The 19174-nt window shown below is 70.2% G+C and carries 18 protein-coding genes; 10 read left to right on the top strand and 8 right to left on the bottom strand.

The features are described 5' to 3' along the window. Positions 1–102: 102 nt before the first annotated feature. From ACXVUM_RS17980 to dxs, 3 genes are read left to right on the top strand one after another with little or no spacing between them, the layout of a single operon-like run. Positions 103–2139: an APC family permease gene (locus ACXVUM_RS17980; RefSeq protein WP_458523281.1), complete on the top strand. Its 2037-nt coding sequence runs from the start codon at positions 103–105 to the stop codon at positions 2137–2139. Beyond that, entirely contained in the window at positions 2136–3425 is a 1290-nt protein-coding gene (locus tag ACXVUM_RS17975; RefSeq protein WP_458523280.1) for a class I SAM-dependent RNA methyltransferase, read from the top strand. Before ACXVUM_RS17980 ends, ACXVUM_RS17975 begins: the two co-directional genes overlap by 4 nt. A gap of 49 nt (positions 3426–3474) precedes the next feature. Further along, a complete protein-coding gene (gene dxs / locus ACXVUM_RS17970; protein WP_458523279.1) occupies positions 3475–5388 on the top strand; it encodes a 1-deoxy-D-xylulose-5-phosphate synthase in 1914 nt (637 codons plus the stop codon). Between the two features lie 7 nt (positions 5389–5395). On the opposite strand, the gene ACXVUM_RS17965 is transcribed toward dxs, so the two are convergent. After that, entirely contained in the window at positions 5396–6700 is a 1305-nt protein-coding gene (locus tag ACXVUM_RS17965) for an HRDC domain-containing protein (protein ID WP_458523278.1), read from the bottom strand. 5 nt (positions 6701–6705) lie between these two features. Continuing rightward, positions 6706–7317 (bottom strand): DUF3000 domain-containing protein, encoded by a 612-nt coding sequence (locus ACXVUM_RS17960; protein WP_458523277.1) that lies wholly within the window; start codon positions 7315–7317, stop codon positions 6706–6708. A 136-nt stretch (positions 7318–7453) separates the two neighbouring features. Between ACXVUM_RS17960 and hemE the strand changes: the two genes are divergently transcribed. Genes hemE through hemQ form a run of 3 tightly spaced genes read left to right on the top strand, consistent with a single transcriptional unit; the run spans position 7454 to position 10616 of the window. Beyond that, a complete protein-coding gene (gene hemE, locus ACXVUM_RS17955) occupies positions 7454–8512 on the top strand; it encodes a uroporphyrinogen decarboxylase (RefSeq protein ID WP_458523554.1) in 1059 nt (352 codons plus the stop codon). Then, a complete protein-coding gene (gene hemG, locus ACXVUM_RS17950; RefSeq protein WP_458523276.1) occupies positions 8509–9924 on the top strand; it encodes a protoporphyrinogen oxidase in 1416 nt (471 codons plus the stop codon). The genes hemE and hemG overlap by 4 nt, the downstream gene beginning before the upstream one ends. Continuing rightward, positions 9921–10616, top strand: coding sequence for a hydrogen peroxide-dependent heme synthase (gene hemQ, locus ACXVUM_RS17945; protein WP_458523275.1), 696 nt, complete (start codon positions 9921–9923; stop codon positions 10614–10616). Before hemG ends, hemQ begins: the two co-directional genes overlap by 4 nt. Before the next feature lie 27 nt (positions 10617–10643). Here hemQ and msrB read toward each other — a convergent pair whose 3' ends face one another. From msrB to ACXVUM_RS17925, 4 genes are all read right to left on the bottom strand, one after another. Then, a complete protein-coding gene (msrB, locus tag ACXVUM_RS17940) occupies positions 10644–11066 on the bottom strand; it encodes a peptide-methionine (R)-S-oxide reductase MsrB (RefSeq protein WP_458523274.1) in 423 nt (140 codons plus the stop codon). After that, on the bottom strand, positions 11063–12250 hold the full coding sequence (locus ACXVUM_RS17935) for a glycosyltransferase family 87 protein (protein ID WP_458523553.1): 1188 nt from the start codon (positions 12248–12250) through the stop codon (positions 11063–11065). Before ACXVUM_RS17935 ends, msrB begins: the two co-directional genes overlap by 4 nt. A gap of 114 nt (positions 12251–12364) precedes the next feature. Then, entirely contained in the window at positions 12365–13954 is a 1590-nt protein-coding gene (locus ACXVUM_RS17930) for an alpha/beta hydrolase (protein WP_458523273.1), read from the bottom strand. 68 nt (positions 13955–14022) lie between these two features. Next, entirely contained in the window at positions 14023–14772 is a 750-nt protein-coding gene (locus ACXVUM_RS17925; RefSeq protein WP_458523272.1) for a pyrimidine reductase family protein, read from the bottom strand. Between the two features lie 20 nt (positions 14773–14792). On the opposite strand from ACXVUM_RS17925, the gene zapE reads away from it, so the two are divergent. Continuing rightward, positions 14793–15806: a cell division protein ZapE gene (zapE, locus tag ACXVUM_RS17920; protein ID WP_458523271.1), complete on the top strand. Its 1014-nt coding sequence runs from the start codon at positions 14793–14795 to the stop codon at positions 15804–15806. Here the strand turns inward: zapE and ACXVUM_RS17915 are convergent. Continuing rightward, positions 15803–16363 carry a GNAT family N-acetyltransferase gene (locus tag ACXVUM_RS17915; RefSeq protein WP_458523270.1) on the bottom strand — a complete coding sequence of 187 codons (561 nt, stop codon included), beginning with the start codon at positions 16361–16363 and terminating at the stop codon, positions 15803–15805. The genes zapE and ACXVUM_RS17915 overlap by 4 nt on opposite strands. 121 nt (positions 16364–16484) lie before the next feature. Between ACXVUM_RS17915 and ACXVUM_RS17910 the strand changes: the two genes are divergently transcribed. Continuing rightward, positions 16485–16934 carry a hypothetical protein gene (locus ACXVUM_RS17910; RefSeq protein ID WP_458523269.1) on the top strand — a complete coding sequence of 150 codons (450 nt, stop codon included), beginning with the start codon at positions 16485–16487 and terminating at the stop codon, positions 16932–16934. Here the strand turns inward: ACXVUM_RS17910 and ACXVUM_RS17905 are convergent, their stop codons facing one another. Continuing rightward, positions 16935–18089, bottom strand: coding sequence for a GTP-binding protein (locus ACXVUM_RS17905; protein WP_458523268.1), 1155 nt, complete (start codon positions 18087–18089; stop codon positions 16935–16937). A 149-nt stretch (positions 18090–18238) separates the two neighbouring features. On the opposite strand from ACXVUM_RS17905, the gene ACXVUM_RS17900 reads away from it, so the two are divergent. After that, positions 18239–18367, top strand: coding sequence for a hypothetical protein (locus ACXVUM_RS17900; RefSeq protein ID WP_458523267.1), 129 nt, complete (start codon positions 18239–18241; stop codon positions 18365–18367). A gap of 105 nt (positions 18368–18472) precedes the next feature. Beyond that, on the top strand, positions 18473–18979 hold the full coding sequence (locus ACXVUM_RS17895) for a hypothetical protein (RefSeq protein WP_458523266.1): 507 nt from the start codon (positions 18473–18475) through the stop codon (positions 18977–18979). The last annotated feature ends 195 nt before the right edge of the window (positions 18980–19174 follow it).

Below are 19174 nucleotides of genomic sequence, written 5' to 3'. Positions count from 1 at the left end.
GCGACGATCGCTCCTCGTCGCGGGCGCTCGACGCGACCCGCCATTGCGGCGAACGCTACCGCCCGCCGTCGCCGTCCGTGTGCCCGCGTCTAAGGTTGCCTGGTGTCCAGGGTGTCCACCGTCTCGGTCGCGGCGAAACGCCTGCTGCTCGGCCGTCCGTTCCGCAGCGACACGCTCGGGCACACCCTGTTGCCCAAGCGCATCGCCCTGCCGGTGTTCGCCTCCGACGCCATGTCGTCGGTGGCCTATGCACCGCAGGAGATCTTCCTCGTGCTGTCCGTCGCGGGCCTCTCGGCCTACTCGTACACACCGTGGATCGGTCTCGCCGTGGCCGTCGTCATGGCTGTCGTCGTCGCCAGCTACCGGCAGAACGTGCACGCCTACCCGTCGGGAGGCGGCGACTACGAGGTCGCCACGGTCAATCTCGGGCCCAAGGCCGGTCTGACGGTCGGCAGTGCTCTCCTGGTCGACTACGTCCTCACCGTGGCGGTGTCCATCTCGTCGGCCGCGGAGAACATCGGATCGGCGATCCCCTTCGTCGAGCAGCACCGCGTGCTGTTCTGTGTGGTGGCGATCGTGCTGCTGACGAGTGTGAACCTCCGTGGGATCCGCGAGTCCGGGACCGCGTTCGCGATCCCCACATATGCGTTCATCGCCGGCATGGTCGTCATGCTCGTCTGGGGATTCGTCCAGATCTTCATCCTCGGCGACTCGGTGCGGTCGGAGACCGCCGACTTCACCGTGAAGGCGGAGAACAGTCACCTCGTCGGCATCGCGTTCGTGTTCCTCATCGCCCGGGCGTTCTCCTCCGGCTGTGCCGCGCTGACCGGTGTCGAGGCGATCAGCAACGGGGTGCCCGCGTTCCGGAAGCCCAAGTCCCGTAACGCGGCGACCACACTGCTGCTGCTCGGCAGCATCGCGGTCGCGTTGCTGATGGGCATCATCCTGCTGGCCCGCAAGATCGGGGCGAAGTACGTCGAGAACCCGGGCAACGATCTCGTCGGGGCGCCCGACGGCTATCAGCAGAAGTCGCTGGTGGCCCAGCTCGCCCACGCGGTCTTCGCCGACTTCACGCCGGGCTTCTACTTCGTCACCACCGTGACCGCCCTGATCCTGGTGTTGGCGGCGAACACCGCCTTCAACGGGTTCCCGGTGCTCGGATCGGTGCTCGCACAGGACCGCTACCTGCCGCGGCAGCTGCACACCCGCGGCGACCGGCTGGCGTTCAGCAACGGCATCCTCTTCCTGGCCATCGCCGCGATCGCGTTCGTGGTGGCGTTCGGGGCGCAGGTCACCGCGCTCATCCAGCTCTACATCGTGGGTGTCTTCGTCTCGTTCACGCTGTCGCAGATCGGCATGGTCCGGCACTGGACCCGCCACCTGCGCACCGAGTCCGACCCCCAGGCCCGTGGCCGGATGCAGCGCTCGCGGGTGGTCAACTCGATCGGCCTGCTCATGACGGGCAGCGTGCTGATCATCGTGCTCATCACGAAGTTCCTCGCCGGCGCCTGGATCGCCATCGTGGCCATGGTCGCGATCTTCGGCCTCATGCAGCTCATCCACCGCCACTACGCGTCGGTCCAGCGGGAGTTGGAGTCGACAGAGGACGACGGCGTGCTCCCCAGCCGGACCCACTCGGTGGTGCTGGTGTCCAAGCTGCATCTGCCGACGAAGCGTGCCCTCGGCTATGCCCGCGCGACCCGACCGGACACCCTGGAGGCCATCACGGTCAACGTCGACGACCGGGACACGCGTCGTCTCGTCGCCGAATGGGAGTCCAGCGAGCTGACGGTCCCGCTGAAGGTGATCGCGTCGCCCTACCGCGAGGTGACGCGACCGGTCATCGACTACGTCCGCCGGATCCGGCGGGAGTCGCCGCGGGACGTCATCACCGTGTTCATCCCCGAGTACGTGGTCGGCCACTGGTGGGAGCAGATCCTGCACAACCAGTCCGCGCTGCGGCTGAAGGGGCGTCTGCTGTTCGAGCCCAACGTCATGGTCACATCGGTCCCGTGGCAGCTGTCGTCGTCCGATCGCCGCAAGGACCGCGACGGTGACTACAACGCCCCCGGCGACATGCGACGCGGTGTGGTCGACATCCCGCCGGCCGCGATGTCCACCGACGACAGGACGTCGTGACCGTCGGCGACCGCGATTCGTCGTCGGGCTCACCCGGCGTCGGGGACCTGGTGGAGGTGGACGGCCTGCGCGCGGGCAACGGCGGTGTGATGGTCGGCCGGCACGACGGGCGGGTGGTGTTCGTCCGCGGAGCGCTCCCCGACGAACGGGTACGCGTCCGGATCACCGACGACCGGAAGGCCTCCTATCTCACCGCGTCTGTCGTCGACGTCGTCGACGCGTCGCCGCATCGTGTCGGGGATCGTTGTCCCGCGGCGGCGTCCGGTGCGGGCTGTTGCGACCTGGCCCATGCCGATGACGCGGGCGCCCTGGCGGTGAAGTCGCGCGCCGTGGGCGACGTACTGAGCCGCATCGGCCATCTCCCCGACGCGGTGATCGACGGGATCGAGCTCCGACAACTGACACCGACCGCCGGATACCGCACCCGCGTCCGCCTGGCCGTCGACGCCGACGGTGTCGCCGGCAACCACGTCCGCGCCGGCGACGCGGTGGTGACCGCGGCATCCTGCGCCCAGCCCGTCCCGGAGATCACCGACGCGGTCGTCTCCCGTACATGGACACCCGGCTCGGAGGTCGTCGCCGTCCGCGGCGACGACGGCACCGTGCACCTCGCCGAGCGTGCGCCCGACACGCGACGATCGGGGACCACCCGGGCCCGGTCGCAGCGGTCGCGGTCGCGACGGACCCAGGAGCCGCCGCGGGTGGTGGCCGGCAGCGGGTCGGTCGTGCGACGTGTCGGTGCCCGCGAGTGGGCGATGCCGATGGCGGGCTTCTGGCAGGCCCACACCGCCGGCGCCGAGGCATACGCAGGGCTCGTGGGGGAGATGGTGCGCGACGCCGCCCCGGAGGCGTCCGGGGCCTGGGACCTCTACGGCGGTGCCGGAGTGTTCGCGGGCGTTCTCGCCGACGTGCTGCCGGCACTCGACCACGTGACGATCGTCGAATCCGATCCGGACGCGATCGCCGCCGCCCGCCTCACCTTCGCCGACGACGCGCGGGTGGCCGCCTACCGCGGACCCGTCGGACCGGCGCTCGGCTCGTTGCCTCGTCCCGATGTCGTCGTCGCCGACCCGCCGCGGTCGGGTCTGGGTGCCGACGTGGTCGCCGGGATCGCGGCCGCCCGCCCGCGCGTGGTGGTGCACGTCGGGTGCGACCCGGCCGCGGCTGCTCGTGACCTGGGTCTGTTCACCGGACACGGCTACACGGTGGAGCGGCTGGTCGCGATCGACGCGTTCGGTCTGACGCATCACGTCGAGGTGGTCGCGGCCCTGGTTTCCGTAGACTGACCGACACGTCCGAGTGGATGTGCGGACACGGAGAGGAGCGTCGACGCCGATGGGTGTGTTGGAGCGTGTGGGGTCACCGCGAGACCTGCGAGCCCTGACCGGTGACGAGCTCGGCGAGCTCGCCTCGGAGATCCGCACCTTCCTCATCGACAAGGTGTCGGCCGTGGGCGGCCACCTCGGCCCCAATCTCGGCGTCGTCGAGCTCACCCTCGCGGTGCACCGCGTCTTCGACTCGCCGCGGGACGCCGTCATCTTCGACACCGGACACCAGTCCTACGTCCACAAGATCGTGACCGGTCGTCGCGACGGATTCGACACCCTGCGCCAGCGCGGTGGTCTCACCGGCTACCAGGAGCGGGCGGAGAGCGAACACGACTGGGTCGAGTCGTCTCACGCCTCGGCGGCGCTGTCCTACGCCGACGGGTTGAGCAAGGCCTTCGAACTCGACCACGAGGATCGTCACGTGGTGGCCATCGTCGGGGACGGCGCGCTCACCGGTGGGATGTGCTGGGAAGCCCTGAACAACATCACCGCCGGCGACCGGCCCGTCGTGATCGTGGTGAACGACAACGGGCGCTCCTACGCCCCGACGATCGGTGGTTTCGCGAAGAACCTCGCCGCTCTGCGACTGCAGCCCGGATACGAGAAGGCGCTCACCGAGGCCCGCAAGGTGCTCACCGGGGTGCCCGTCGTCGGCTCGCTCGCCTACGCGGTCCTGCACGGCATGAAGAGCGGGATGAAGGACTTCCTCGCCCCGCAGGCGATGTTCACCGACCTCGGCATCAAGTACGTCGGCCCGGTCGACGGACACGACCTCGCCGCGATGGAGAACGCGTTGGCCCACGCCAAGGCGTTCGGTGGCCCGGTCATCGTGCACGCGGTCACCCGTAAAGGCATGGGATACGCACCGGCCGAGAACGACGAGGCCGACCAGATGCACGGCATCGGCATCATCGACCCCCGGACCGGGCGCGCGACAAGCGTTCCGCCGCAGGACTGGAGTTCGGTGTTCTCGGCGGCCCTCGTCGAGGCGGCAGCGCGCCGCGAGGACATCGTCGCCGTCGTGGCAGCGATGGCGGGCCCGACGGGGCTCGCGCCGTTCGCCGAGCGCTTCCCGGACCGCATCTTCGACGTCGGTATCGCCGAGCAACATGCGCTGACGTCGGCGGCCGGACTCGCACTCGGCGGCAAGCACCCGGTGGTCGCGATCTACTCGACGTTCCTCAACCGCGCGTTCGACCAGTTGCTCATGGACGTCGCGCTGCTGAAGCAGCCGGTCACCCTCGTCCTCGACCGCGCCGGCGTCACGGGCCCGGACGGCCCCAGCCACCACGGCATGTGGGACCTGTCGCTGATGGCGATCGTTCCCGGCATGCGGGTGGCCGCCCCGCGCGACGCGCTGCGTCTGCGGGAGGAGCTCGGTGAGGCACTCGACACCGACGCCGGGCCGACGGCGCTCCGCTACTCGAAGGGCGCTGTGCCCGAGGACATCCGGGCCGTCGAACGTCTCGACGACGGCGTCGACGTCCTCTACCGTTCGCCCGGGTCGGATCCGGTCGACGTGCTCGTCGTCGGGGTGGGCGCCTTCTGCACCCTCGCTGTCGACACCGCGGAACGACTGGGGAAGCAGGGTATCCGCGCCACCGTCGTCGACCCTCGGTGGGTGCTGCCGGTACCGGACAGCATCGTGGCCTTGGCGCGTGCGCACCGACTCGTGGTGACCGTGGAGGACTCGGGGGTGCACGGCGGTGTCGGGTCCGCGGTCGCCTCGCGGTTGCACGCCGAGAACGTCGACGTCACCATCGCGCAGCACGGGATCCCGCAGCAGTTCCTCGAGCACGCCTCGCGGGGGGAGATCCTCACCGACCTCGGCCTGACGGCACAGGACATCGCCCGCGGGATCACCGCGACGGTCGCGACGATGCAGTCGGTTCCCCTCACCGACGACGTCTCCGCGCGCTGAGCCGCCGTCAGCCGTTAGGGGTGGTCTCCTCCGGCGGTTCGGTCTCGACGGCCTTTCGCATGGCCCCGGCGATCACCGGCCCGCACAGTTCGGCCTGCCATGGTCGGGCACCGAGCGACCGCAACCGATCTCCCACGGCGTCGTCGGTCGCGGGATCGACTCCGTCCCAACAGATCTGACGGAGCAGGTCGGGCTGGAGCAGGTTCTCGACGGGGGTGGACACCGTCTCGGAGAGAGCGGCCATCGCCGGCCGCACCGCAGCGATCCGGTCGGCGGCAGCGGGGTTCCGATGCGACCACCGGTTGACGGCGGGCAGGCCCACGCTCCGAGCGGTCCGGGGCGGCAGTTCGGAGTCCGGGAGGCGACGCGCGCGGTCGAGTGCGTCGAACCATCGTCGCGCAGAACGGCGTTGGCGGTGTCCCCCGAACACCGGCAGCGCGACCAGCTCGTCGACCGAGGTGGGCGCGGCGGTGGCGGCGGCGACGATCGCCGAGTCCGGCAGCACCCGACCGGGCGCGATGTCGCGGTTCGCCGCGACCTCCTCGCGAGCTGTCCACAACTCGCGCACCGCGGCCAGGGTGCGCGGCGACTTCACGGTGTGCAGACCCGAGGTGCGTCGCCACCGGTCCGGACGGGGCGCAGGATCCGGTTTGGTCCGCACGTGGTCGAACTCCTCGGCGGCCCAACGGGTCTTGCCCGACTCCTCGAGGGCGGCCGCCACGGCGTCACGCAGTTCGACGAGCACCTCGACGTCGAGCGCGGCGTAGTTCAGCCAGTCGTCCGGGAGCGGCCGCTTGGACCAGTCCGCCGCACCGTGCCCCTTGGCCAGACCCAGTTCGAGGAAATGCGCCACCATCGCGGCCAAGTTGACGCGCGGCAGCCCCAGCAACCGGCCGGCGAGTTCGGTGTCGAAGAGATCGGCGCAGACGAAGTCGAGCTCTCGCAGGCAGGGCAGATCCTGGTCGGCGGCGTGCAGCACCCATTGGGGCCCGTCGAGCGCCTCGATCAGCGGCCCGAGGGCATCCGGGTGGTCGATCGGGTCGACGAGAAAGCTGCCCGCGTCGGTCCGCTTGATCTGGATCAGATACGCACGGTTGGAGTACCGGAAGCCGGAGGCGCGCTCGGTGTCGAGGGCGATCGGACCGTGACCGGCCGCGATCCGTCGGGCGGCGTCGGCGAACTCCTCCGGCGACGACAACACCGGCGGCACACCGTCGGCGGGATGCGCCAACGGGACGACTGTCGGTTCGGCGTCGGCCGGTGTGGCATCGGACTCGCCGGGGTCGGGTGCGTTGTCGGGCGGTGGCGTCATCCGTGTCAGGTGACGCGGTCGCCGACACCGAGCGTCGTGACACCGCTCGGCGGCAGACCGGCGGCCAGGGACAGGACGTCGCAGAACGCCTCGACGTGGGCCGCGAGGTCGACACTGAGTGCCGTCCACGACGCCCGTAGTTCGAGTTGGTGCGCGCGGGGCGGACCGGAGATGTCGCCGTAGCGAACCGACGTCGTCGAGGTCACGGTGCCGCCGAGCGCGGTCACGGTGGTGTCCGACAACGGCTCACCCGACAACGCGTCGACGAGCCAGCTCCACGCCACCTCCGGCAGCAGGGGATCGGTGGCCAGTGCGGCCTCCACCTCGGCCTGGATGAACGCGACGAGACGCATGGTGCCGTTCCAGGCGTCTTGGCCCTCGGGGTCGTACAACAGGATCAGACGCCCGAACGCGCTGCCGTCGGAGTCGGTGGGGATCTGCGAGGAGTCGGGGTCGATGGTGCGGACCTCCGCCCCGATCGCATGGCTGAAGGGGGCGAGTCGCTGGGGCGGACGAATACTGCCGACCTCGATGTCGGGTCGGATACGCGCAGCGTGCATCGAGTCGACCGCGCTACGGAAATCGTCGGGCTCCGTGCGAGCCCCGGATGAGGTCACCTGAGCACGGTAGGCACAGGAGGGGCTCGTACGCAGGAGGCGCGCCGGGCGACGGACTGCCCGGCGGAGCGGCGAGCAGGGGGACGGGAGAGCGCGGGACAGGGGAGCACGGGGCGCGTGGGACCATGGGGCGGTGATGAGCCAGCAGACGCCGGGCCCCGTACGCCGTATGCCCCTGATCGCGGCCGCGACCGGCGCGACCCCGTCGCGGCGTCCGGTGTGGTTCATGCGGCAGGCGGGACGATCGCTGCCGGAGTACCGGGCGATCCGCGCCGACCGCGGGATGCTGGAGTCCTGCTTCGACGCCGACCTGCTCGCCGAGATCACGCTCCAGCCCGTCCGCAGGCACGGGGTCGACGCGGCGATCCTCTTCTCGGACATCGTCGTGCCGCTGCGCGCGGCGGGCATCGACCTCGACATCGTCAGCGGTACCGGCCCGGTCATCGCCTCGCCGGTGCGCGACCGCGCCGCCGTCGACGCACTCCCGCGACTCGTCCCGGGTGAGGTGGGGTCGATCGCCAAGGGGATCGGGGCGATCCTCGCCGACCTGCCCGACGCCACCGCGTTGATCGGGTTCGCCGGTGCCCCCTTCACCCTCGCGTCCTACCTCGTCGAGGGCGGTCCGAGCCGGAACTACGAGCGCACCAAGGCGCTCATGCACGGTGAGCCGCAGACCTGGGAGCGTCTGCTCGCGGCGCTCGCCGACATCACCATCACGTTCCTGCGTGTCCAACTCGACGCCGGTGTCCACGCGGTCCAGCTGTTCGACTCCTGGGCCGGCGCTCTGTCACTGGCCGACTACCAGCGGTTCGTCGCGCCGCAGACACGCCGTGTGCTGGCCGAGGTCGCCGACTACGGCCGCCCCCGGATCCACTTCGGCGTCAACACCGGCGAGCTGCTGCACGAGATGGGTGCGGTCGGCGCCGACGTCGTCGGGGTCGACTGGCGGATCCCGCTGGATGTCGCCGCTCGACGGATCGGGCCCGGCAAGGCGGTCCAGGGCAACATCGACCCCTCGGTGCTGTCGGCGCCGTGGGAGGTCGTCGAGGCCGAGGTGCGCCGGGTGCTCGCCGAGGGTGAGGCCGCCGTCGCCGCCGGCGCGACCGGCCACATCGTCAACCTCGGTCACGGTGTGCTGCCGTCCACCGATCCCGACGTGCTCACCCGGATCGTCGAGCTCGTCCACTCGGCGTGACCGGTCCGGTCCGCGTCGCGGTCGTCGGTGCCGGCGTGTCCGGCCTGACCGCCGCGCTCACGCTGCGGGATGCGCTCGATCCGGATGCACAGATCGACGTGCTGGAGGCGTCGTCGCGCCCCGGTGGGCTCCTCACGTCACGCACCGTGGCCGGGGTCGATGTCGACGCCGGCGCGGAGTCGTTCATCGTCCGACGCCCCGAGGCGCTCGCCCTCGTCGACCGGCTCGGACTGTCCGAGCACGTCGTGACGCCGACCGGACGCCGGCCCGCCGTGCTCGCCCGCGGAACGCTGCAGCCCCTGCCACGGCCCACGGTGATGGGCATCCCGGCCACACCCGACGCGGTCGTCGCCGTCGCCGACGACTCGGATCTCGCCCTGATGGCCGACGAACCCGACCGTGCGTTCCGGTGGACGCCGGGCGACGACGTGGCGATCGGAGCTCTCGTCGGGGAGCGGTTCGGCCGGTCGGTCGTCGACCGCAGCGTCGACCCGATGCTGTCGGGGGTGTACTCCGCCCGCGCCGACGACATCGGGCTGCGCGCGGCACTGCCGCAGATCGCGGCCCGGCTCGACGCGGGTGCGGGAAGTCTCACCGCGGCGATCGGGGCCGTGCTCCCGCCTCCGTCCGACACCCCGGTCTTCGGCGCACTGCGCGGCGGGTACCGCACGCTCGTCGACGCCCTGATCGACGCCGCCGGCGTGACTCCCCGCTACGACGCCCCGGTCACCGCGATGGGCAGGGACGGCGACCGGTGGGTGCTCGGCGTCGGTGACGGACCCGACCTGCCCTGCGACGCGGTGGTCCTCGCCACCCCGGCGCCCGCGGCGGCGCGGCTGTTGAGCGGCGATGCGGCGCAACGGCAGTCGCCCCTCGGCCAGGTGCAGGTGGCCGGCTCGGCACTCGTGCTGCTGGCCCTCGGCGAGACGGTGGACCTGCCCGACCACTCCGGTGTCCTCATGGCGACGGGGGAGGCCACGACCGCGAAGGCGATCACCCTCAGCTCGCAGAAGTGGCCGCATCTCGGTGCGGGCCCGCGGCTGGTCCGCGTCTCGTTCGGACGACTCGGGGACCCGGTCGACGACGTCGACGACGCCCATCTCGTCCGGGCGGCGATCGCCGACCTCGGTCTCGTGTGTGACCTCGCAGGGGCGCGTGCACCCCGCGACACCGACGTCCTCGACACCGCGGTCCAGCGCTGGCCGATCGGGTTGCCGCGTTATGCACCCGGTCACGGGAACCTCGTCGCCGCCGCCGACGCAGCTCTGCCCACCGGCGTCGCCACATGCGGCGCCACCTACGCGGGTGTGGGGGTCCCTGCGTGCATCGCGCGCGCCCGGGTCGCCGCCGACCGGATCGTCGCGCATCTCACGGCCGATCGCCCCGAGCACGGTGGCACGATGGGCGCATGACCCGTCTCGACTACGCCGCTCTGAACTCCACCGTCCGTTACCTGATGTTCTCGGTGTTCTCGGTGCGTCCGGGTGAACTCCCGGCCGACCGCACCGATGTCATCGCCGAGACCCGCGAGTTCGTCGAGAAGCTGGAGACCACGGGCGTCGTCGTCCGCGGCCTGTACGACGTCGCCGGGATGCGCGCCGACGCCGACTTCATGATCTGGTGGCACGCCGAGCACATCGAGGATCTCCAGCGCGCCTACGCCGACTTCCGGCGCACCACCACCCTCGGGCGGGCGAGCACGGCGGTGTGGAGCAACGCGGCGTTGCACCGTCCCGCGGAGTTCAACAAGAGCCATGTCCCTGCGTTCCTCGCGGGTGAGGAGGCGGGCGCCTACATCTGCGTCTACCCGTTCGTCCGCAGCTACGAGTGGTACCTGCTTCCTGACGCGGAGCGCCGGACGATGCTCGCCGACCACGGCAAGGCCGCCCGCGAGTACAAGGACGTCCGCGCGAACACCGTCGCGTCGTTCGCGCTTGGCGACTACGAGTGGATCCTGGCGTTCGAGGCCCCCGAGCTGCACCGCATCGTCGACCTCATGCGCGATCTGCGGGCGACCGAGGCCCGCCTGCACGTCCGCGAGGAGGTCCCGTTCTACACCGGACCCCGCGTCGAGGTCGACCAGCTCGTCGCCGCGTTGCCCTGACGTGTCGGGCGCCCAGGCGCAGCGGCCTCAGGCCTCCTCGAGGCGCATCGACACACTGTTGATGCAGTAGCGCAGGTCGGTGGGGGTGTCGTAGCCCTCGCCGGCGAAGACATGGCCGAGGTGGCTGCCGCAGTTCGCGCAGAGGACCTCGGTGCGGAGCATGCCCATCGAGCGGTCCTCGTGTTCGATGATCGCGTCGCCGGCCAGCGGGCTGAAGAACGACGGCCACCCGCAGTGCGAGTCGAACTTCTGCTCGCTGCGGAACAGCTCGGCGTCGCAGGCGCGGCAGCGGTAGACACCGACGGTCTTGGTGTCGGTGTACTCACCGACGAAGGGTGCCTCGGTGCCCGCCTGACGCAGGACCCGGTACTCCTCGGGGGTCAGCTGCGCGCGCCATTCCTCGTCGGTCTTCTGGACGGGGGGAGTGGTGCCGGTGCGATCGACGCTCATGCCTCCACGGTAGCGCGCGGGCTGTCGACACCCGGGGTCTCGCGCTGGGCGCGCAGATCGAGCCACCGGAACAGCAGCACACAGAAGATCGCGATCAGGAGCAGCGACCATCCCCAGGTGACCTTGTTGTACTCGAGGATCCGGCCGAACGCGGCCCATCGCTTCGACAGGAACGAGTCGAACGTCATGCATCCGACGACTCCGAGCCAGGCGGGCCAGTTGCGCATCACCGACCCCGGCCGGACGACCGTCATGAGGAGCGGGAACAGCAACATCGAGTAGTAGCCCTGGCCGAGCGAGGACACCAGGAACGACGTGACCAGCAGGACGCCGCTGGAGGTGGCAGCCCACATCAGTTCGTCGGTGCGCCGGTAGTGCCGGTAGAGGAACCACAGGCAGAAGACGGCCATCAGCACGCACGCGATCCGCAGCCCGTAGAGCAGCCACGGCTGTACCCCGAAGTAGGCGCCGTTGCCCACGATCGAACTGTTGTAGTAGTCGCGCGCCTCACCGAGATAGGGCACGGTGCGCTTGATGAACTCGACGGGATCCGCCGACAGCGGCCACGCGAGTGCGGTGAGCACCAGCGGGATCCCCACCGCGCCGGCGAACACCCGCCATTGCCGGTTGAGCAACGGCAACAGCAGCAGTGGCGCGAGGACGGGCTTGACCGCCAGGGTGATCCCGATCGGTACGCCTGCCCACCAGTCCCGGCGGCGCAGCATCAGCATCAGGAACGCGATCTCACCCAGCAGCACGAACGAGTTGAAGTTCGTGAAGATCAGTGTGTGCGCGACGGTCTCGGTGCAGAAGAAGAAGAACAGCACCACCGGGAACGCGACGGAGCGGCCGTCGAACCCGAACATCCGCACCAGCAGATACGCCGACACGATGAGCGCGACAACGGAGATCGCGATGAAGATCCAGCGTGCCCGTTCGGGGTCGATGTAGGCCATCGGCGACATCAGCAGGGTGCCCGACGGTGGGTACAGATAGTGCGGGTCCACGGTGTCGTAGTTCTCGCCGTAGACGGCGCGACCGTTGAGGAACGCCAGCGCGGCCTCGTACACGGGCCGGAAGTCGTCGGTTCGATCTCCGTTGACGCCCATGATGATCGAGCGCTGCAGGACGAGCACGACGGTGATCGGCCACAGGATCAGCGCGACGATCCGATCGGTCGGGATCGCCGGGAAGAGACGGGCATCGCTGCGCGCAGAGAGGTCAAGCGGCACCCGCGAACCGTACTACGCCGCGGTCCCCGCTCATCCGAGGCGCCGCTGGGCGCACGGCGTCGGGGGTCAGGACGGACATGCCCCTGACGGGGGGACGTCGCCCGAACGGGCGTAGCGGGTGACGATGTCGGCGGCGCAGTCGGAGTGTGCGGCGACCGAGAACCCCGGCCCGTCGTAGGTGATCGTCGACGCCGTCCCGCCGGCGGTGAGGATGAGCGGTGTCAGCGCCCCAGCCCCGGTACCGCCGTTGATGGTGTCGAAACCGCTGGTCAGGATGAGGATGGGCACGTCGAAACCGAGTGGGCGGGGCGCCGCGGGGCCGGCGGGCCAACCGGCGCAGCGCAGCAGCGACAACGCCGTCTGTGAGCCGGTGTACGGGTAGCGGTCCCGCCATGCCTGTTCCAGCGCGGTGACGTCGGTCTGCCCGATGGAACTGCTGGCGTCGTTGCACCGGGAGAGCAACTGGCCGTCGGTGCCCCGCAGAGCCCGTGCACGGTCGACCGCCGCGGTCAGGGCGGGCGAGTCACCCGAGGCGAGCAATCCGGCGACGCGGGCGATCGTGGAGGCGCGGTCGGTGGTGGTGAGCGCGATCTCCGTGGTCAGTGCGGCCAGCACGTCGGAGTCGGAGAGATCGCCGAGACGGCCCTGGGCCCCTTGCGCCACGAGCGATCGGATGGCGGCACCGGGGTCGGCCCCGAGCGGACACCCCTGCGATGCGCAGTCGGAGGCGAATCCGGCGATGGCGGCGTCGGTGCCCGCGGCGACCTGCTGGGCACGGTCGCGGACCGACGCACCGTAGAGGGCCGGGGTGTCCAGGACGAGGCGCCCCACCCGATCGCGGTAGAGCCCGGCGTAGGCGAGCGCCACGTCCGCCCCGGAGCCGACACCGATGAGTCCGATGCGGTCGACACCCCAGGTCCGTCGGAGTTGTTCGAGGTCCCCGGCTGCGTTCGCCGCGGTGTACGCCAGCTGATACGGGCTGAGGGTCTCGGTGCAGGCGTCGGCTGCCTCGGCGGCGGTGGTTGCCAGCAGGTTCTCGCGCGCGTCGGCGGTCCGGGTGGTCGGTGTCAGCCCGTTGTCCAGGACGATCGACCGTTCCGACCGGGTGAAGCAGTCCAGCGGGGCGCTCGACCCCGTCCCGCGCCGGTCGATGGCGACGAGCGGGTGATCGGCCAGCAGGGCGCGGCCGGGGCCGTCGGCCATGAGGATCCCCACCACCGACGACGGCATGTCGGTCCCGGCCGTGACGACGAGGGGAGCGCCCGAGGTCGGCGTGGAGGTGAGGCGGATGCGGACGGCGGAGATCTCGACGGTGTCGCGCGTCGCGACGCCGGGGGTGATCGTCGCGTCGTAGCTCGCGCAGTCGAGCCGGACGTCGCCGGCGGGTGCGGGGAGGCCGAACCGGGAGGCGAGGTCGCTCGGGCAGGGACGCCAGTTGAGGTCGTTGCGGGGTGCGGCCAGTGTCGGGGGCTGCGCGGGGACCGAGGTCGGGGCGCCCACCCCGCCACCGTCGTCGACGATGAGCGGGGGACCGGTGTCGGGCCCGATCGCGCAGGCCGCGACCGTGGCGGCGACGAGCAGGAGGGTCAGCACGCCGAACAGGTGACGACGCGGTCGTCGCGGGGAGGCTGTCCGCGGCGTCGTGGTCGGGCGCATGTCGGCGACTGTAGTCAGGTCCCCCGCGGTGCCCGTCGTGCCGCAGGTCGGTGCGGCGTCGGGCGGACTCAGCGGTCCCCGGCGGCGCGCGACCACCGTGTGAAGAGGAATCCCTCGTCGTCGGCCAGGACGTGATCGCGGGTCATCGTGCGCGGATCGATGTCACCGTCGCTGTGGCCGATCCGACCGGCCGACCCGGCGAGCAGGCTGGGGCCGATGGTGAGGCAGAGCTCGTCGACCAGGTCGGCGGCGGTGAGACGTCCGAGCAGCCCGGGGCCGCCCTCGCTGAGCACCCGCCACCGCCCGCGGGAGGCCAGATGGGCCAGGGCGCGTGTGAGGTCCACGCCGTCGGTGCCGCAGTCGACCAGCGTCGCCCCGGCGTCGACCAGGCGCCTGCGACGATCCTCGGGGGCGGAGACGCAGGTGAGGACGGTGGTCTGGGGTGCCGTGACGGCTGGGGAATCGGCGTTCAGGTTCAGCGATCCGGAGACGATGGCCAGCGTCGGCAGGGTGGCGTCGCGCGGGTCGGGGTCGATCGGCCCGTAGTCCTCACCGGTGACGGTGCCCGACCCGACGAGGACCACGTCGGCGAGGTCGCGCAGGACTCCGAATATCTGCTTGTCGCCGTCACCGCCGAGTCCGGCGGACGCCCCGTCGCGTGTCGCGGCGCCGTCGAGGGAGGTGACCATGTTGACCCGGACATGGCATCGGGGATCGGGATGTCCGGGTTCCGGATAGGCGTACAGCCGGCGCAGTTCGGCGTCGTCGACTGTGACCTGGGTCGCCTTCTGGACGAGGTACATCCGTTCATTGTCCATGTCGTCGCTACTGTCAGCGGATGACCGCACGTCTTGTCGACCGCACGCCACAGGTGGCGCCGGAGGCTCTGGTGGACCAGATGGTGCCGCCGCCGATGTTCGACGACGTCAGCTTCGAGTCCTACATCCCCGATCCGGACGAGCCCTCGCAGGCGGCGGCGGTCGAGGCCGGTCGGGACTTCGTGGCCCGGGCTCAGGCGGCGCGCACGGGCAAGCGGAGTCTGTTCGGCAAACGCACTCCGGGCCAGGGCGTCGGCCTCTATCTCGACGGCGGGTTCGGCGTCGGCAAGACCCACCTGCTGGCGTCGATCTACCACGAGATGCCCGAGCCGAAGGCGTTCGCGACCTTCGTCGAGCTGACCCACGTCGTCGGGGCACTCGGGTTCACGGCGTCGGTGGAGCGCCTCTCGCAGCACAGCGTCATCTGCATCGACGAGTTCGAACTCGACGACCCCGGCGACACGATGCTCGTCTCGCGCCTGCTGACCGAGCTGACCGCGAAGGGCGTGTCCATCGCCGCGACGTCCAACACCCTGCCCGGCCAGTTGGGGGAGGGGCGGTTCGCCGCGCAGGACTTCCTGCGGGAGATCCGGAAGCTGGCGGGTGTCTTCGACACCGTGCGGGTCGACGGACCCGACTACCGCCACCGCGATCTGCCGCCGGCACCGGATCCGCACACCGATGCCGAACTGGCCGACCTCGCCGAGCGCACCGAGGGTGCGACGCTCGACGAGTTCGACGCGCTCTGCAAGCACCTCGGCACCCTGCACCCGTCGAAGTACAAGGCGCTCGTCGAGGGGGTCACGCTCGCATGCGTCTCCGGGGTGCACGCCGCCCCGGACCAGACCGTCGCCCTGCGCCTCGTCGTGCTGGCCGACCGTCTCTACGACTCCGGGATCCCACTGATGGTGTCCGGCGGGAAGATCGACGAACTCTTCACCGAGGAGATGCTCGCCGGCGGGTACCGCAAGAAGTACCTGCGCGCGACGTCACGACTGCTGGCGTTGTCGCGGTTCGCCGAGTCGGCCAACTAGACCGACGGCGTCGTCTCGCCGAGTTCGCGGAGCATCACGTAGTCACGCTCCTCGATCCCGCCGAGCCAGAACGACTTCCGGCCGACGATGCGGAATCCTGCCTTCGTGTAGAAGCGTTGGGCGCGGAGGTTGACGTTGCTGACCCCGAGCCAGGCTGCGACGCTGCCGCGCCGGGCGGCGCGGTCGAGTGAGGTCGCGACCAGGGCCTGCGCGATTCCCGATCCGTGCGCGGACTCCAGGACGTACACCTTCGACACCTCGGTGACGGGACGGACCGGGATCGCCTCGCACACCTCGGGATCCGACGGCTCGGAGTGGACGATGAGCGTGTAGCCGACGATCGCCCCACCCGTGTCCCGAGCGACGAGGACGTCGCGGTCGGGTGCGGTGATGTGCTCGGCGAAGTGCGACGGGGTGAGGGTGGCCGCGATGAACGCGTCGGTGGACTCCGATGTCGTCCCGGGCGGGCAGGCGAGCGGGAACGTCACCGCCGCAACCGATGCCACGGCGGCGGCCTCGGCTACGTCGGTCACGGTCTCGATCTGCGGGGACGCCATGGACACATCTCAGCACAGGAGATCGTGTCCACGGCGCGCCGGTCAAGCCATCTGTCCACACCTGGGCCGCCTGTGGACAGGCCGATTGTCAGCTGACGGTCGGAACGCCAGGGTGCCGAGTATGACCATCGACGACCCGATCCCGCCCATCGAGACCGCAGAGAACCCGTTCACATCTCCCGAGGAGCTCCGACAGCGTTGGTGCGCTCTGATGGGGCCGCTCGGCTTCTCGGAGTCTCTTGTGTGGGTTGCGCCGGTCCACTTCGACAGCACGCTCCACAAGGTTGTCTTCCAGGTGGAGCGAACGCCCGTGCCGGACCCGTACCTCGCCGACGTGCTGATGCTGCGGTTGTCCGAGATGATCCACGGTAGCGAGGATCACGTCCACGGGTTCGCCCTGTTGCTGACGCGACCCGGCCGCAACGGCGTCTCTCCTTGGGACGTCGGGTGGGCCCGTCTGCTGGCGAACACAGCCCGGGCCCTCGACGTCCCGATCGAACCGATCTTCCGTGCGAACGGTCGCGACATCAGGGAGGTGTCACTCGCGGCGGACGAGGACTCCGCCGCCTGATCAGTGAGCGTGGGTGCTGATCGGCGCCCACGGCGGGAGGGGGTCGTCGAAGAGCTGCCACGACGACGGTCCGCCGGCCATCTCGGCGTCGGTCAACAGGGCGGGGTCCAGGAGACGACCCGGCGCCGAACGGTCCAGGTGCACACCGATGAACACGATCTCCTGTCCGGGTTGCTCATGGGGGATCGACGACCATGCCGCGGCCGGCTCCAGTGTCAGGTTCGGCCCCGCCTGGGACCAGATGGCGACGATGTCCGGTCGGGATGCCACCCAGCAGAATCCCTTGCTGCGCAGGATGCCTCGCAGTTCACCGAGCGCCTCGGCGAGTCGACGCGGGTGGAACGGTCGGTCGGCGCGATAGGTGGTGGAGGAAATCCCGTACTCCTCGGTCTCGGGGGTGTGCCCCTCGGCGATCTCGGTGGCCCAGTCCGGGTGTTCGGCGGCGACATCGGGGCTGTAGCGGCCGGTCTCGAGGACGGTGGCGAGGTCGACCTCCCCGGCGACCGTGTGCACCAGCTCTGCTCGTGGATTCAGGCGACGCAGCATCGCGGTCACCGCTCCGGCGGTCGCGGCGGAGACGAGATCGGTCTTGTTCACGACGATCACGTCGGCGAACTCGACCTGGTCGACGAGGAGATCGGAGATGGTGCGGGCGTCGCCCTCCGCGGCCTGCAGATCGCGCTCGGCCAGTGTCGCTCCGCGCGCCACCTCGCCGAGGAAGGTGGACGCGTCGACCACGGTGACCATCGTGTCGAGGCGGGCGACCTGCCCGAGACTGGTGCCGTCCTCGAACTCCCACTCGAAGGTGGCGGCGACCGGCATCGGCTCCGAGATGCCGGTGGACTCGATGATCATCTGGTCGAAGCGTCCCTCGCGGGCCAGTGCGCCGACCGACTCCATCAGGTCCTCGCGCAGGGTGCAGCAGATGCATCCGTTGGTCAGCTCGACGAGCTTCTCCTCCGTGCGGTCCAGGGCGCTCCGTCCCCGGGGTCCGTCGACCAGCGCCGCGTCGATGTTCACCTCGCTCATGTCGTTGACGATCACCGCCACGCGGCGGCCTTCGCGGTTGGCGAGCACGTGGTTGAGCAGGGTCGTCTTCCCGGCGCCGAGGAAGCCGGACAGGACTGTGACGGGTACGCGTGCCGTTGGGGTCATACTTAACGATAACCGTTGTCATTAACGGTGCCGCGTGAACCCCCGGCCACGCCCAAGAAATTTCGTTAATCGAACACGCGCTTTGTCAGTGAGGATTTACTGTCCCGTTACCGGGCGCACGGAGCGTCCGATTCGGGAAAGGATCGACCATGGGCTCTTCAGATCTCGGCACGTTGCTCGGACTGCTTCTGACGGGAAGCTCCGGTGGCGACAGCGGCGGCGCCGGCACCGGCCTCGGTGGGCTGCTGGGTGGACTGCTGGGTGGACTCTTCGGCTGAGCCACATTCGAACGACGCCCCCGGAGCTCGGCTCCGGGGGCGTCGTCGTGTTCTGGGGTGGTGTGGATGCGGGCACTGACTTCTGCCGAGACCTATCGTCTGTGCGTGACCGACACGACCGCCCACGACGCACGGGGGGCTCGTGGCCACGACTCCGGTCTGGAGGCCGACGCGCACCGCGCCCACATCGACGTTCTTCTCGCGCTGGTCGCGCCGCCGGGAGACGGCGGCATCGCAGATGTCGACTGGGGTGCATTCCAGGAGGAACTGGGCTGGGAGGCACCCGCTGACTACCGGGGGATCGTCACCCGTCACGGGGTTGGCCAATTCTCGGGGGAGTTCTTCGTCTTCGCTCCCGGCGGCGACGAAGGGCAGGACATCTACACCGAGACGCCGACGTTCCTGGACATCATCACCGACCCGTCATGGCAGGAGTACTTACACCGACCTGGCCTCGGTCCGGCTCTACGACCGGGCCGGCTTGGCGTCGTTCCTCGTGTCGGCGCTGACGGGCCGTTTCCCCGGAGACAAGGTCCACCCATCGGTCTCGGAGGCAGCGGCGTTCACCCGCTTCCGAGATCACCCCTGACAAACTCGATCGGCGGGAGGTAGCGGCCGATGCACGCGGGCCGGAGGCATTCCGCTCGAGAAGACACGAGCAGGTCATGAAACACGTCAGCCCCGGTGCGGAACCGGGGCTGACGTGATGGAACTCTGGTGCGCGATACTGGGATTGAACCAGCTATATCGGACACCGCAGATCGGTCCCTCCACCTGCGAGAACATGGGCCTCACCAGCGGGTAAGC

It is taken from the genome of Williamsia sp. SKLECPSW1, assembly GCF_054332755.1.
The sequence above is the reverse complement of the archived record's forward strand: the minus strand, read 5'-3'. Positions and strand labels throughout refer to the sequence as shown.